We start from the raw sequence: 15,217 nt of genomic DNA on the forward strand, positions 1-15,217 counted from the left end.
CATTGATATTTTTACGTGCTATCTGCACGGTCTGGGAATTTAGCCGCTGAACACGCTAGGCGTGTTAACTCAACTTGGCGGCCATTCGGACACCTCACCATATATCTTTCTATGTACTGAGCTCTATGTACTGAGCTCTATGTACTGAGCTCTATGTACTGAGCTCTATGTACTGAGCTCTATGTACTGAGCTCTATGTACTGAGCTCTATGTACTGAGCTGGGCTATGTTAGGAAAATAAACTTCATAACGCAACTTAATTTAACCAAAATACAAGCAGTTGCTTATTTAACACACAACCGGTATTAAGTTTACTTATTCTTATTCAACTCAGCATTAAAGTTCAACATGCGATCAAGTGATTTCAGTGCACCTGTACGCAGTTTCATATCAACAAACACCTCTCGACCTTCAGGGTTTAATAATGCTTGTTCAATTTCCTTCAAACCATTCATTGCCATCCAAGGACAATGTGCACAACTTTTACAAGTAGCGCCTTCACCTGCGGTAGGTGCTTCAAAAAACTCTTTATCAGGACATAACTGCTGCATTTTGTAAAAAATGCCGCGATCAGTAGCCACAATGAATTTTTTATTTGGGAGTTCTTGCGCCGCTTTAATTAATTGGCTGGTAGAACCTACTGAGTCAGCAAGATCAATTATCTCTGCAGGTGACTCGGGGTGGACAAGTACAGCGGCATCTGGATGAAGCGCCTTCATGTCTATTAGAGCTTTGGTTTTAAACTCGTCATGAACAATACATGCTCCTTGCCACATTAGCATATCAGCACCAGTTTGCTTCTCAATATATGCGCCTAGGTGACGATCTGGGCCCCAAATTATTTTCTCACCTAAGTCATCAAGGTGTTCAACAATTTCTAAAGCACATGACGATGTTACTATCCAATCAGCTCGGGCTTTAACAGCAGTAGATGTATTAGCATAAACAACAACAGTTCGGTCTGGGTGTTGATCACAAAAAGCATTAAACTCTTCAATTGGACAGCCTAAGTCAAGCGAACACGTAGCCTCCAATGTTGGCATTACTACTGTCTTTTCAGGCGTAAGTACTTTAGCTGTCTCTCCCATAAAGCGAACACCAGCGACGATAAGTGTATCTGCGGGATGGTGGTTACCAAATCTTGCCATTTCTAATGAGTCAGCAACACAACCACCTGTTTCTTCTGCTAATGCTTGAATTTCAGGATCAGTATAGTAATGCGCGACAAGCACAGCGTTTTTTTCTTTCAATAATATCTTGATACGTGCTTTATACTCTTCACGCTCTACATCACTTAAAGGAGTAGGCTTTTTCGGAAATTGAAAGTCAAAGTCAACGGCTAAATTTGCTTGGGTCATATGTATTCTCAATGAGTACCTTAAAAAACGTGAGAATTATAAGGTATAGAAGAATAAAAGTGTACTATGAATATGCCTAAGAGTAGATCTGATTAAGCTAAGTAATAATGATTCAGTGAGGTTAAATATTATTGAGTAATATTAAATTAGAGTGGTGTTCGAATACTTGGAGGTATTGTAGATAAATATGATGATTAAAAGTGGTCGGTCGTGAAGGATTTGAACCTTCGACAAATTGGTTAAAAGCCAACTGCTCTACCAACTGAGCTAACGACCGATAAACTACTTTTAATTTTTAGAACGAAATTGCAAGCTGCGAATTTCTTTATCACTTATACTTAATAACATATTAAGAAAAGTGGTCGGTCGTGAAGGATTTGAACCTTCGACAAATTGGTTAAAAGCCAACTGCTCTACCAACTGAGCTAACGACCGATATATACTTCAAAAACAAATACCCAAACACTTCATTGGTAAAAGTGGTCGGTCGTGAAGGATTTGAACCTTCGACAAATTGGTTAAAAGCCAACTGCTCTACCAACTGAGCTAACGACCGGTATTTGTTTTGCGTTGTCCTACTTGGTCAACGCGGGGCATATAATACTCATAATTTTTTTAAGTGCAACAACAATCTTCCCCTTTTTCCAACTTTATTGTTTGTTCGAACAAAAAGTCAGCAAAGCGTGCAAGTTATCAGCAATAATTATGGTTTTAAGTTTTTTAATCTTGGTTGTGCAAGTTTTGCTGCACTAGAATTTGGATACTCTGCCATGAGTTTCTTATATACCGCAATCGCTTTATCTTGGTTATTTTCTTTTTGTTCAACCATTGCAAGCTTCAACATTGCGTCACTACGTTTACTAGAATCAGGATAATTATTCACGACAACATCAAATTCTTGACGTGCTTTGCCTAATTCGCCTTTATTAAACAATAGTTGACCTAACCAATAATGTGCATTGGCTGCATAACTTGAGTTAGGGTACCTTTGATTGAACGCTTCAAACTCTGGAATAGCTTGTTCATAACGTTTATCTTTTAAGACCATATTCACAGCGCGATCATAGGCTTCATTTTCAGTTAAATTATTACTGTAATTTGCCTGGCCAGAACCAGTTGAAGCTGCACTAATTGTTGCCGGTATTTGATTCGCGGGCTTTAACGCTTCAGAGACTCGACGATCAAGCTCTTGATACAACTCACGTTGACGATCAAGTACCTGACTTAACTGATAGGTGTGTAACTCTGTAATGCCACGTAGTTCATTAACTTCATTTTGTAACTCATCAAGCTGTCTTTGTACATTGACTTGCGCACGGTTACGGGCATCAAGCTTACGCTCAAGACTAACAAGCTGATCACTTAAGCTTGATTTGGCACCACTAGTGGACGTGCCTGCGTTAATTTCAATAACAGGAGCAGGTTCAGCTGCTACTGCCAAATTGGCAGCAACAGCAAACGACATCCCGAATAGAATACTATTGGGTTTCATTTAATTACCTGATTAATAGACCAATACTGCACGACGGTTTTTAGCAAACGCGCCTTCGCTACGATCTTTAACCATTGGCTTTTCTTCACCGTAGCTAACTGTACTAAGTTGTGAAGCTGAAACGCCCATGTTTTCTAAAAACGTTTCAATCGATTTTGCACGACGCTCGCCTAATGCAATGTTGTATTCAGGTGTACCGCGCTCATCTGCATGGCCTTCAATTAATACATTTACATTAGAGTTTTCGTTAAGAAATTTTGCATGCGCTTCAAGAATCGCAGCAAAGTCACCACTTACTGAAGATTTATCAAAATCAAAGTAAACGATATGTTCTGAACGAAGCTTTTCAATTTCTTGACGTTTTTTAGCTTCAATAGCGTCAGCACGTTGCATTGCTTCAACTTTTACACGCTCTGCATCGTCACGAGCTTTTTGTTCTGCCATAGCAGCTTGGTTATTCTGCATTGCACTAGCATCTTCACTAGCTGTGTCAGACGAACTACAAGCTGATAAAGCCATGATAGGTAAAACAACTGCTAAGGCTTTTACTGTTTTATTAAAGCGCATTTTATGTGTCCTTATTATTTATAAATTAAAGTTATTAATATTTATTATAAAAATGGTGACCATGAAGGTGACTTCACTTCGCCATTAAGTGCTGGCAATCTTGCCTTAAACCTTCCATCTACGGAAACTAAACTTAGTACCTGACGGTTATTGTGTAAAGTACTATAAATAATCATACCACCGTTAGGTGAAATACTAGGGGACTCATCTAAGCGTGTTGATGTTAACACTTGGAAAATCCCAGAATCAAATTCTTGTTTGGCTAGATGATACTTGCCGCGTGTGCGATTTACCATCACTAATTGTCGACCGTCTGGTGTTAATGAGCCACCTAGATTCATTTCGCCGTCAAATGTTAGCCTTCTAACTTTGCCATCGACTAAATTTACGCGATATAACTGCGCTTTTCCACCACGTTCTGAACTAAATATTAATGAATTACCATCTGGTGTCCAGCTTGGTTCTGTATCAATAGCACGATGACGCGTTATGCGACGCAATTTTTTAGTTGCAACATTCATAACATAAAGTTCTGGATTACCATCTTTGGATAATACCATTGCTAAACTTTTACCATCAGGTGACCATTTTGGAGCACTGTTAATACCTTCAAACGAACTGATTAAATTACGTTGTCCAGAGTATATGTCAATAATATGAATTTGTGCTTGTCTGTTTTCAAACGTTACATAAGCTAATTGGTTACCACTTGGATGCCAAGCAGGTGACATTAAAGGTTCTCTAGAGCTTAATAAAACATGTTCGTTAAAACCATCATAATCAGCAACCACTAACTGATATGGGTATTCACCTTCATCACGAACAATAACGTAGGCAATTTTTGTTAAAAATGCGCCGCGTGTCCCTGTCAGTTTTTCATAAACAACATCACTAATACGGTGAGCATAGCGACGAAATTGGTCGGCTCCGACTTCTACCGTGCTTTCATCAAGTATATGATCAGAGGTGCCAACTAACTCGCCGTTACTTAACATTTGAGTTTCGCCGCCAGTCACTTGTCCACGAATAACGTCAACAAGCTGATATTTAATTTTATAACGACCTATTGAGGTTTCACTAACCTCACCAATGACAACAGCTTCAACGCCCTCGCTTGCCCATGCAGCATAATCAATTTGACTATCATCATTAGGGGCTTGTGGAAAACGAGACTCGTTAATGGGATTAAACTTACCGCTGCGCAGTAAATCATCACTGATCACTTTTGATAAACGCTCTGGCATTACACCAACACCTGTCCATTTGAATGGCACAACAGCAATTGGTCGAGCGCTATCTATACCTTCTGTGATAACAATTTCTAGGGTTGCTAAGGCTTGTTTTGATAACAAAGAAGCAAAGAATAGTAAAAATAAAGTTACTTTTTTCATAGAGTTGGTTATTTTCCTAATTTATACAAAAGCTTAATTAAATTTGTCAGGTGCTACAGTTAAACTGATTGTTCTCATTTCTCGAAATATTTCAGGGTCTTTAGATACGGGTAAAGTACCTGCTTTATAAACAGCTGTTTTTGCCGCTTCACAAACTCTTCTATCACCCTGACCTGTAACTACATTAGTAACAAAGCCTGATGGTGCAAGACTTATAGTTAATTTACAAGACTTACCTTCCATAGTACTACGATCTGTAATTAAATTGCGTTTAATCGTTTGTGTTATTAATGCGGTAAATCGGCCAATTTCAGTCATCATTTGTTGGCGTCTTGCTTGTTGACGACTTGCCATTTCTTCAGCCATTTGTTGCTCAATTAACTCTTGCTGAGCCGCACGCTCACGTGCTTCTTGTTCTTTACGCTTTTGTTCCGCTGCTTTCTTTTTACGTAAATCGTCCGCTTTTTTAGCAGCTTTTTCTTCTTTTATACGTTCCGCTTTAGCTTTTGCGGCAGCTTCATCAGCTTGTTGTTTTTCAAGTATTTTTTGTTTACGAAGTTTATCGGCCGCATTTGCTTTAGCTTTTTTAGCCGCAATATCGGTCGCTTTTTTCTCTTGTGCTTTTTTCTTTCTTTCACGCTCAAGCGTTTTAATGCGTTTTTCTTCGTTCAATTTTTTTGTTTTAGCCGCGGCAATACTGTCTTCAAGTTCTTTAAGCTTGCGTGCTTTATCAGCGTCTTGCTTTTTTAACTTATTTATTTGTGCATCAACGGTACTTTTTTCAACAAGTACCGCTTGAATAGGTTCAATTTGTACCGCGCTTGGTGTTGGTTTAGGTGGCGTTGAAAAATCGCCCCAGAGCAACACCACAGCAAGCCCTACATGAATCGCAACACTTAACGCTAACGGGGTAGAATCCTTCAGTGACACTACTTACTCTCCGGACTATCAGTCATTAAACCAACCGAAGGTACACCTGCTACTTTTTGCAATAAAACCATTAATTGGATCACGGCATCATAGGAAACAGCACCATCACCATTAACAACAACAGGTGTGTCAGGTGCGGTTTTTAAATGAGCAGCAACTAAAGTTGCAACCTCTTGTGCCGACATTGGTTCATTTTTACTGGTACCAACAGCTAAATAATAATTACCTTTTGCATCAACTGATGCAACTAAAGGTGGCTTCATATCTTTGCTTAATGGCTCTGCATCAGCTTGCGGCAAATCTACTTTAACGCCTTGTGTTATTAATGGTGCGGTTACCATAAAAATAATCAGCAACACTAACATTACATCAATATAAGGTACTACATTTATCTCAGCAACCTTGCGGCGCCTAACTCGATTATACATAGTTAATACCTACCTTAGCCGTGTTGCTCTGTCGCTGTTTGACGTTGTAAAATACTTGCAAACTCTTCCATAAAATTACCGTAGCTATTTTCAAGTTTTTCAACGTTATGGCTAAATCGGTTAAATGCCATAACCGCAGGAATAGCTGCAAACAAACCCATTGCCGTTGCGATGAGTGCCTCAGCAATTCCGGGTGCAACCATTGCAAGTGTTGCTTGTTCAACAGCACCTAAAGCAATAAATGAATTCATGATCCCCCATACGGTACCAAATAAGCCAATATAAGGACTTATAGAACCAACGGTTGCCATGAAAGGTAAGTGAGTTTCTAAACTGTCGACTTCTCTTGATAATGCAACACGCATTGCTCGATGAGTACCATCAACAATAACTTGTGGTGCGTAAGCATGTGATTTTCGTAAACGTGCAAACTCTCGGAAACCTGAAACAAAAAGATTTTCAATGCCATCAATATGTTCTTTTGCAGAAACTTCGCTATAAAGCTTACTTAAATCAGCTCCACTCCAAAACTTATCTTCAAAGTCTTGTAATTGAGTTCTTGCTGCTATTAACACTTTACGACGTTGAAATATCATGGTCCATGAGGCTATTGAAAAGCCTAATAAGGTCAACATTACCAGTTGAACTAATAAACTAGCTTCTAAAAATAAATCAAAAAATGAAATCTCAGCTGACACGTTTTAATGCTCCTAATATGCTGTTGGGGATAATACAAGGTTTAGCGATAGATAGGTTAACACAGGCTACTTTAATTTCAGCCGTACATAACGTTATCTGATTCTGATTCACAATTTGTTGCGAAAAAATCAAACTAGCAGACTTTAAACGGCTTATTGTGCTCGTAATTGTTAATAAATCGTCGAGTTTTGCAGACGCCTTATTTTCCATCGCAACCTTTGTGACCACAAAGCCGATGTTTTGTTCTAAAAATATTGATTGATTAATACCAAGCTCGCGTAACCACTCTGTTCTTGCGCGTTCAAGGAATTTCAAATAGTTAGCGTAATAGACAATACCACCGGCATCGGTATCTTCATAATAAACACGAACCTTGTGTTGAAAATTAAGTAATGACATGTAATTTATTCAAGTTAGCTAGCGATAAAATTTTAGATGCTTATCATAATAGATAAAGCTCACGTGGAACAAGGGCTAAGATAAATTCTTTGTAATAATTTAAGTAAAAATCAGAGTAAATTATGGTTGAATTTTACTTAATCAGAATACTTTAGCGAGCAGTGCCCTGCTCTTAAGGTACTTATAGATTTAGCGCGGTATATTTTAAATTTTTTCACATTAGTTTTTCTAATGATAAATATAATTATTTTTCGTTTGTTCAATAGAGTACATAACAATATAATACGCTTGTTTTCTGGACTCAGACATGAATATTGTTTACTAACAAGTATTCCTGTCACCCTTAAATGTTTTGAATAGGTGTTGTTACCTTTCTCTCTGATATTTTATAGGAACCCCATTTCCTTCTATCAACTTACATTATAAGTTGGCCCACATATTATATATGTGGGCTTTTTTTTGCCTAAATTTCAATGAAAAGAATTTATTGATAAGTGATAAATACGGTTGGATTTTTACGTTAACTATCACAATAGCTATAACTTAAGTATCCTGAACAGCTAAAAAACAAAAGGCACCCAAAGGTGCCTTTAATAAGTAATATAAACAAATGTTAGCTTGGAAAATCTAAACCAAAATGCAAATAAGCTCTACTTGTGGCAATTCTGCCTCGGGGTGTTCGTTGTAAGAAACCTTGTTGAATAAGAAAAGGCTCTAATACATCTTCAATAGTTTCACGTTCTTCACCAATGGCTGCGGCAATGTTATCGAGCCCTACCGGACCACCAGCAAATTTATCAATAATTGCTTCTAATAGTTTTCTGTCCATTAGATCAAAGCCCTCATTATCTACTTCTAACATATCTAAGGCACTAGCTGCTGTTGCTTTACTTACTATGCCATCAGTTTTTACATCCGCGTAATCTCTAACTCTGCGCAATAAACGATTAGCAATACGTGGTGTACCACGAGAGCGCCTTGCAACTTCAAAAGCGCCTGCCTGCGCGATATCTAAGTTTAAGAAATGTGCTGAGCGCATGACAATTTCTGTTAGTTCTTGAGTATTATAGAATTCTAGCCGTTGAACTATGCCAAATCGGTCGCGTAACGGCGAAGTGAGTGCGCCTGCTCGAGTTGTAGCACCTATTAAAGTAAATGGGGGCAAATCAAGTTTAATTGAACGTGCTGCGGGTCCCTCGCCTATCATAATATCTAATTGATAATCTTCCATTGCAGGGTACAAAATTTCTTCAACTACTGGACTTAAACGATGAATTTCATCAATAAACAAGACATCGTTTTCTTCAAGATTCGTCAGTAATGCAGCCAAGTCTCCGGCTTTTTCCAGCACGGGACCTGAAGTTGTCCGGATACTTACGCCCATTTCATTTGCAACAATATTGGCTAGCGTTGTTTTACCTAAACCTGGAGGACCAAAAATTAATAAATGATCAAGCGGCTCTTCTCTTTTCAAGGCCGCAGCAATGAAAATTTCCATTTGCGACTTTACGTGTTGTTGCCCGGTATAGTCTGACAGCATTTTAGGTCGAATAGCGCGATCAACCGTTTCATCTTCACGGCTTGCTATTGGTTCAATTAATCGATCTGCTTCTATCATGTATTACTCTTTGGAAATGTTAATTAGCGCACTAAGCACCACACTTGATAAATTTGTCTTCAACCTAATGCACTTAGCCTTGTTTATAACATTGCTTTTAAAGCATTGCGGATCAAATCTTCGCTAGTTTTAGTTGCTTCATACACTGACTTAACCGCTTTATCAGCTTGCTGTTGACTATACCCTAAAGACACTAATGCGTTAATAGCATCGCCTTTATTATCACTAACAAAAGTATTGGCTTGATTAACATCTGTTGGCATCATATGAGCAAGTGCATCGCTACTGTTAGTTTGCCAATCTTTAAGCCTATCACGCATTTCAATCAACAAACGTTCTGCTGTTTTTTTGCCAACACCGGGAATTTTTACAATAGTGGTTAAATCGTCATGTATTACACAACTCACAAATTGGTCGGCAGACATGCCTGATAAAATAGCTAAGCCTAATTTAGGGCCAACACCATTAACTTTAATCAGCAATCGAAATAGCTTACGCTCAACTTTATTAGCGAAGCCATAAAGTAACTGCGCATCTTCACGAACAACAAAGTGGGTATACAGGGTGGCTTCTTGATTAATTTCGCCTAGTGCATAAATGCTAGTCATGGGCATAGTAACTTCGTAGCCAACTCCATGGCATTCTATTAAAATTTCAGGGGCCATTTTTTCTATTAATGTGCCACGTAAACGTCCAATCACGGATTAACCTTTAACGAGAAATGATCTATGTCGCCACCATACCACTAGATATTTATACAGTAAAGTTTAAGGCGTTATTTATTTCACACTAAATTTTTTCCGATTAGCTAACGCCATCACCTTTAACGTAAGCGTCCTCTAACTGTTTTACTGGCTTGACCTGAAAGTTTACTGATCGAGTCATGACTGTGTGCATGACAAAGTGCAACGGCTAATGCGTCTGCTGCATCAGCTTGGGGTGTGCCTGGTAATTTCAATATAGTTTTAACCATATGTTGTACTTGAGTTTTATCTGCCGCTCCAGTACCCACAACTGATTGCTTTATTTGTCTAGCCGAATACTCCGCTATTGTTAAGCCATTATTAGTTGCCGCAACAATAGCCGCCCCCGAGCTTGACCTAGCTTTAATGCTGAGTCAGGATTCTTCGCCATAAAAACTTGTTCAATAGCAAACATATCCGGCTGAAATTGTAGGATAATCTCACTTACGCCAGCAAAAATGGTTTGCAAGCGCATGCCTAAATCTTCACCTGAAGCAGTTGCTTTAATGCAACCGCTACCTAAATAGATGAAATTTCGTCCCTGCTGTTTAATAACACCATAGCCAGTTAAACGTGATCCAGGATCTATGCCTAAAATAATACTCACTAAAAGTACCTTTAATAATCAGTTAAGTGTGGTTGAAAAAAAACGCACGAATAAAGCCTAAGTAGCATTCATTCGTGCGTTCTAATTATTTTTTAATATTAACCGTTAAATCAATACTAAAAATTCTGAAACGAAAGTTATTCTGCTTTTTCGCCAGTATCAGTTTCTTTTTCCAAACAAGCAATGCCTAATTCTTTTAACTGAGTAGGGTTGGCAAAGCCAGGTGCATTAGTTAATGGACAAGCAGCGGTCGTTGTTTTCGGGAATGCCATTACATCACGAATCGAACTTGCACCTGTCATCAACATGACTAAACGGTCTAAACCAAATGCTAAGCCTGCATGTGGTGGAGCACCGTATTGTAATGCTTCGAGTAAGAAGCCAAACTTCTCTTGGGCTTCTTCATCACTAATACCCAAAATACGAAATACAGCCGCTTGCATGTCTTGATTATGGATACGGACAGAGCCACCACCTAATTCACAGCCATTTAACACCATGTCGTAAGCATCTGACAACGCGCCAACCGGGTTAGCTTCTAGTTCAGCAGCGGTTAAGTTAGTCGGAGCGGTAAACGGGTGATGAATTGCATGCATATGACCATCAGCTTCTTCAAACATAGGGAAATCTACTACCCAAAGTGGCTTCCACTCGCCTTGCAATAATTCAAGATCTTCACCAATTTTAAGGCGTAGTGCACCAAGTGACTCTGTTACTACATTATAAGTATCTGAACCGAAGAAAATAATATCGCCAGTTTTAGCATTAGTACGCTCTAATAAAGTGTTTACTGCGTCTTCAGTTAAAAATTTCAAGATCGGCGACTGCAAACCTTCAAGGCCAGCGTCACGATCATTGACTTTCAACCATGGCATGCCCTTAGCGCCGTAAATGCCAACAAATTTAGTCAATTCGTCAATACCTTTACGAGAGAATTTAGCGGCGCCGCCTGGTACACAAATAACCGCTACTCGACCTTTCTCGTCGTTAGCTGGTCCAGAAAACACTTTAAATTCAACATCTTTTAAAATGTCAGCAACATCTACAATTTCGAGTGGATTACGAAGATCTGGCTTATCTGAACCAAATCGCGTCATCGCCTCAGAATAAGCCATACGTGGGAACTCGCCAAGATCTACATTAAGTAGTTCTTGGAATAACCCGCGGATCATGGTTTCAGTAACTTCCATTACTTGATCAGAGCTCATAAAAGAAGTTTCAATATCAATTTGAGTGAACTCGGGTTGGCGATCAGCACGTAAATCTTCATCACGGAAACATTTAACTATTTGGTAGTAACGCTCCATACCTGACATCATCAACAATTGTTTAAATAACTGTGGTGATTGCGGTAGAGCAAAAAATTGACCTTTGTGTGTGCGGCTTGGCACCAAGTAATCACGTGCACCTTCAGGAGTGGCAGCGGTTAAAATTGGCGTTTCAATATCCAAGAATCCTTGAGACTCTAATGATGAACGCACAGCTGAAGTGACTTTAGCGCGAAAACGCATACGTTCGGTCATTTCTGGACGACGTAAGTCAAGGTAACGATATTTTAAACGTTGCTCTTCAGAGTTCTTCTGGTTTGAATCTAAAGGTAACGGCGCAGACTTGTTTAAAATAGTAAGCTCTAAGCCTAATACTTCAATCGCACCCGTAGCCATATCTTTATTTACTTGGCCGTCAGGACGAGCACGTACTTTACCTTTAACTTGAACACAAAATTCATTGCGCAAGGTGTTGGCTTTTTCTAGAACATCAGGAAAGTCAGGATCATAAACAACTTGCACTATGCCTTCACGGTCGCGTAAATCTAAGAAAATTACTGCACCTAAATCACGACGACGATTAACCCAACCACAAAGAGTGACTTCCTGACCCACATGAGATTCATTAACCTCACCACAATAAAGACTACGCATGTATTTACCTTGAAAATTAAATAATAGTCATTGAAATAAGTAATCGTTCACTTACTTAATTCAATGGCAAAAAGCTAGATAAGCCATAAGTGTTGGCAAACACCTAAAACTTATTATGATAAAAAATTGCCGACATTATAAAGCAATGCGGGGCAAAGTCACCCGACATTCCTGCAATAATATGAGTTATATAATGAATTAAACTTTCGTATCGCTTTTACGATTAAAAGCGTAATGATTTTTGCCTGCTGCTTTAACGTCATACATTAATGAATCTGCAACTTTTAACAATTCGTTATCAGAGTCACCATCGTCTGGATACATTGCAATACCAATACTACAGCCAATATATGCGTTTACTTCAGGTAATTGAATCGGTTGTTGGATAATCTTCAATACTTTGTCAGCAACATACCCTGCTTCGTTTTGATTATGCAGCCCTGTTAGTAGTAATACAAACTCATCACCGCCAAAACGCACAACGGTATCAGACTCGCGTACACAACCTTTTAAACGATTCGCTATCTCAATTAATAATTCATCGCCAATATCGTGTCCGTAAGTATCGTTAATATCTTTAAAGCCATCTAGATCGATAAACAATACGGCAACCAATAACTTTTGCCGTTGATGAAAAGTAATGGCTTTATTTAGCCTATCTTTTAATAACACACGATTAGCAAGGCCAGTGAGATCATCATGAGTAGCCATGTATTCCATTTTTTGCTCTAATTTTTTTCTATTTTTGATTTCTTGATATAAACGACGATTCCACACCATAATAACAATAATAATGATAAAAATTAGAGCGCCCACTTGTAGGGCCAAACGCAATACAACATTTTTATCTAGGCCGGTTTCAATATTAATATCAAACCATTTTTCGTAAACCTGTTGACTATCAAGATCTGAAAGGCTTAAAACAGCCTTATTTAATATACTGGCTAATACAGGAAGCGACTGGTTAACTGCTAGATGGTTGCCATTTTTATCAACTTCTTCAAGTATAGACATAGACAAACTCACTAAACTTTCTCTTTTAAGCAGTTCAGTCCCTGACGATAAGCTGTCAATAAAGCCGTCAACAATGCCCTTTTGAATAGCTAATAATCCCTCTTCATTGTCATCAACCAACCTTAATGCAATCAGTGGGAATTGTTTCCTAATAATAGAAATTAAATAGTACCCTTTAGCAATAGCTAAGGTTTTGCCGTTAAAGTCTTCTAATCTCAACTGTGTACCAAGTTCACGTGGATGTAAAATAACCCAAGGCATACTCCAATACGAATCAGTAAATAACACTTGTTTTTTACGTTCTTGAGTGGCAACCACACTGCCGATAACATCAATTTCTCCGGCAATAAGCGCCTGATAAAGCTCATTAAAATTTTCATGAACAACATAATCTATTTTTAAATTAAGCCGCTTAGTTAGCAGGTCAAATATGTCTGGGTTTATACCTTTAACTTCATCAAATTTATCAATAAACTCGACAGGAATCCAATTTCTTGTGATACCAAATTTAACGACATTATGGTTTTTTACCCATAAAGCTTCTTGCTCAGATAATGTTAAAATTGATAATTGACGATTAAAGTAACCGGAAGATTCATCTAAGTGCCATTTTTTTTCTAAAGTGACTAAATCTTGCAAAGGCAAGTTCTCAAAACCTTCCAATATGAGTTCGCTTAATTTAAGGTCAGTTTTATTTAAAGTAGCATTAACATCACGCTTGAAAACATAACCATAAAACTTTAAAAAAATAGACTGTAACTTATATTCAATTAAATAATTCTCAACTATGTCAACTTGCCCTGCTATAACATCAAGCTCACCCTTTTCTGCCGCAGCAAACATTGACTGATAATCGTCAAAAATAATTACTGAGCTATTTGAAACTTTATCCTGAATATTTTTAACAAAACTTGGCGTATGTATTACACCAATATTCTTATTTTCAATTTCAGATATATGGAGCACCTTATCAATATCATTCGCAAAAAATAATCCGTAGTTAATGCTATAGATAACAGGGCCTAATGTGCTGTCTGTTATGCTTTTCTCATTAGTAACGCTTGTTATATGAATGTCTGCCATATTAATGTTGGTTTGATTAAACTCAGTTGAATTCCCCAATACAAACTCAATATCTAGGCCGCTATATTCTGCCCACATTTGCCATAATTCAATAAAAAATCCTTGAGCGTTACCCGCACGAGAAGTACCTGAAAATGGCATTTGGTTATTTGAATATGAAAGCGTAATAACATTCTCTGAACTATCGACAATTAACCATTTTGATTTAATAGCTGCTTTTTCTTTCGGGGAGATTTTGTCCATGCCTTGTTGAATAAACTCAAGTAATGGTTTTTGTCCCTTAGCAACGCCAGCACCATACTCACCAGTCTCATAAGAGATCCTTGCGAAAGCTGGAAATTTCTGGCTGAGCAAAGCATAGTCTGAAAAGTTTTTTGATAACTTTTCAACGCCCGCCATAATCAGTATTTCACCCGTTAACGCCGCTTGGTATAAATCATTACGATTGGCAAAGGACTTTACAGTTAAATTAGGGTATTTATTTTTAAGTGAAAACTCATGACTTGAGCCGTCAACAACACCTATAGCATAGGGTTTAAGATCTAGAATGCTTTTAATTTCTGCAATCGAGCGATGAAGGAAAAGGTGTCTATTTTGTCGTAATAAAACAGAAGTAAAATCAAGTAATTCGGCTCTCGCTGGGTTTTTAGTTAGACCCGCATGAATATCGACTACCCCATTTGCCACCTGCTGAATGGTCTGTTGCCAATTAAGTGGCACAAACTCAAGCTCAACCGCTTGTTTTTCACCCCATAACCGCCACAGATCCACCATCATGCCATCAGCTTTACCCTCTTCATTAATAAAGTGAAAAGGGTAAGATGTTTTATTAATGGCAATACGATACGTTTGTTTAGTATTTTGCGCATAAACGGGTAAAGCTAACATGGCAACTATTAATGTTATGCCTATTAAACATTGTGTTAAATATCTTAAAGCCAAATTAAATTCTCATTAATGATTTTA

General features: G+C 38.1%; 12 protein-coding genes, 3 tRNA genes and 1 pseudogene. All 16 read right to left on the reverse strand.

Annotated elements, in window-relative coordinates:
* Positions 1-311: 311 nt before the first annotated feature.
* Positions 312-1,358, reverse strand: a complete 1,047-nt coding sequence (nadA, locus tag DBO93_RS13415) for a quinolinate synthase NadA (RefSeq protein ID WP_108456787.1) — start codon at positions 1,356-1,358, stop codon at positions 312-314.
* Positions 1,359-1,559: 201 nt separating this feature from the next.
* A tRNA-Lys gene (locus DBO93_RS13420) sits at positions 1,560-1,635 on the reverse strand.
* A gap of 82 nt (positions 1,636-1,717) precedes the next feature.
* Positions 1,718-1,793 (reverse strand) — tRNA-Lys (locus tag DBO93_RS13425).
* A gap of 45 nt (positions 1,794-1,838) precedes the next feature.
* Positions 1,839-1,914: transfer RNA gene (locus DBO93_RS13430), tRNA-Lys, on the reverse strand.
* A 147-nt stretch (positions 1,915-2,061) separates the two neighbouring features.
* Entirely contained in the window at positions 2,062-2,850 is a 789-nt protein-coding gene (gene ybgF, locus DBO93_RS13435) for a tol-pal system protein YbgF (protein WP_108456788.1), read from the reverse strand.
* A 12-nt stretch (positions 2,851-2,862) separates the two neighbouring features.
* A complete protein-coding gene (gene pal, locus DBO93_RS13440; RefSeq protein ID WP_108456789.1) occupies positions 2,863-3,417 on the reverse strand; it encodes a peptidoglycan-associated lipoprotein Pal in 555 nt (184 codons plus the stop codon).
* A 44-nt stretch (positions 3,418-3,461) separates the two neighbouring features.
* Positions 3,462-4,808, reverse strand: a complete 1,347-nt coding sequence (gene tolB / locus DBO93_RS13445; RefSeq protein ID WP_108456790.1) for a Tol-Pal system beta propeller repeat protein TolB — start codon at positions 4,806-4,808, stop codon at positions 3,462-3,464.
* A 33-nt stretch (positions 4,809-4,841) separates the two neighbouring features.
* Positions 4,842-5,738: a cell envelope integrity protein TolA gene (tolA, locus tag DBO93_RS13450; RefSeq protein ID WP_108456791.1), complete on the reverse strand. Its 897-nt coding sequence runs from the start codon at positions 5,736-5,738 to the stop codon at positions 4,842-4,844.
* Positions 5,738-6,166 carry a protein TolR gene (gene tolR, locus DBO93_RS13455; protein WP_108456792.1) on the reverse strand — a complete coding sequence of 143 codons (429 nt, stop codon included), beginning with the start codon at positions 6,164-6,166 and terminating at the stop codon, positions 5,738-5,740. Before tolR ends, tolA begins: the two co-directional genes overlap by 1 nt.
* 14 nt (positions 6,167-6,180) lie before the next feature.
* Positions 6,181-6,864: a protein TolQ gene (tolQ, locus tag DBO93_RS13460; RefSeq protein WP_108456793.1), complete on the reverse strand. Its 684-nt coding sequence runs from the start codon at positions 6,862-6,864 to the stop codon at positions 6,181-6,183.
* Positions 6,854-7,264: a tol-pal system-associated acyl-CoA thioesterase gene (gene ybgC / locus DBO93_RS13465; protein WP_108456794.1), complete on the reverse strand. Its 411-nt coding sequence runs from the start codon at positions 7,262-7,264 to the stop codon at positions 6,854-6,856. The genes tolQ and ybgC overlap by 11 nt, the downstream gene beginning before the upstream one ends.
* A gap of 613 nt (positions 7,265-7,877) precedes the next feature.
* Positions 7,878-8,882, reverse strand: a complete 1,005-nt coding sequence (gene ruvB, locus DBO93_RS13470) for a Holliday junction branch migration DNA helicase RuvB (RefSeq protein ID WP_108456795.1) — start codon at positions 8,880-8,882, stop codon at positions 7,878-7,880.
* Positions 8,883-8,965: 83 nt separating this feature from the next.
* Positions 8,966-9,583 carry a Holliday junction branch migration protein RuvA gene (gene ruvA, locus DBO93_RS13475; protein ID WP_108456796.1) on the reverse strand — a complete coding sequence of 206 codons (618 nt, stop codon included), beginning with the start codon at positions 9,581-9,583 and terminating at the stop codon, positions 8,966-8,968.
* Between the two features lie 122 nt (positions 9,584-9,705).
* A pseudogene (gene ruvC, locus DBO93_RS13480) lies at positions 9,706-10,232 on the reverse strand (crossover junction endodeoxyribonuclease RuvC).
* A gap of 137 nt (positions 10,233-10,369) precedes the next feature.
* Positions 10,370-12,154 (reverse strand): aspartate--tRNA ligase, encoded by a 1,785-nt coding sequence (gene aspS / locus DBO93_RS13485; RefSeq protein WP_108456797.1) that lies wholly within the window; start codon positions 12,152-12,154, stop codon positions 10,370-10,372.
* A gap of 198 nt (positions 12,155-12,352) precedes the next feature.
* Positions 12,353-15,139 carry a transporter substrate-binding domain-containing protein gene (locus DBO93_RS13490; RefSeq protein ID WP_108456798.1) on the reverse strand — a complete coding sequence of 929 codons (2,787 nt, stop codon included), beginning with the start codon at positions 15,137-15,139 and terminating at the stop codon, positions 12,353-12,355.
* Positions 15,140-15,217: the final 78 nt, after the last annotated feature.

The sequence above is a fragment of the Colwellia sp. Arc7-D genome, assembly GCF_003061515.1.
GTDB lineage: Bacteria > Pseudomonadota > Gammaproteobacteria > Enterobacterales > Alteromonadaceae > Cognaticolwellia.

Excerpts from the sequence above, each read along its gene's own strand:
- ybgF (WP_108456788.1), bottom strand. The coding sequence starts at position 2,850 with ATGAAACCCAATAGTATTCTATTCGGGATGTCGTTTGCTGTTGCTGCC.
- ybgC (WP_108456794.1), bottom strand. The coding sequence starts at position 7,264 with ATGTCATTACTTAATTTTCAACACAAGGTTCGTGTTTATTATGAAGAT.
- ruvB (WP_108456795.1), bottom strand. The coding sequence starts at position 8,882 with ATGATAGAAGCAGATCGATTAATTGAACCAATAGCAAGCCGTGAAGAT.
- tolB (WP_108456790.1), bottom strand. The coding sequence starts at position 4,808 with ATGAAAAAAGTAACTTTATTTTTACTATTCTTTGCTTCTTTGTTATCA.
- tolR (WP_108456792.1), bottom strand. The coding sequence starts at position 6,166 with ATGTATAATCGAGTTAGGCGCCGCAAGGTTGCTGAGATAAATGTAGTA.
- DBO93_RS13490 (WP_108456798.1), bottom strand. The coding sequence starts at position 15,139 with ATGTTAGCTTTACCCGTTTATGCGCAAAATACTAAACAAACGTATCGT.
- aspS (WP_108456797.1), bottom strand. The coding sequence starts at position 12,154 with ATGCGTAGTCTTTATTGTGGTGAGGTTAATGAATCTCATGTGGGTCAG.
- nadA (WP_108456787.1), bottom strand. The coding sequence starts at position 1,358 with ATGACCCAAGCAAATTTAGCCGTTGACTTTGACTTTCAATTTCCGAAA.
- pal (WP_108456789.1), bottom strand. The coding sequence starts at position 3,417 with ATGCGCTTTAATAAAACAGTAAAAGCCTTAGCAGTTGTTTTACCTATC.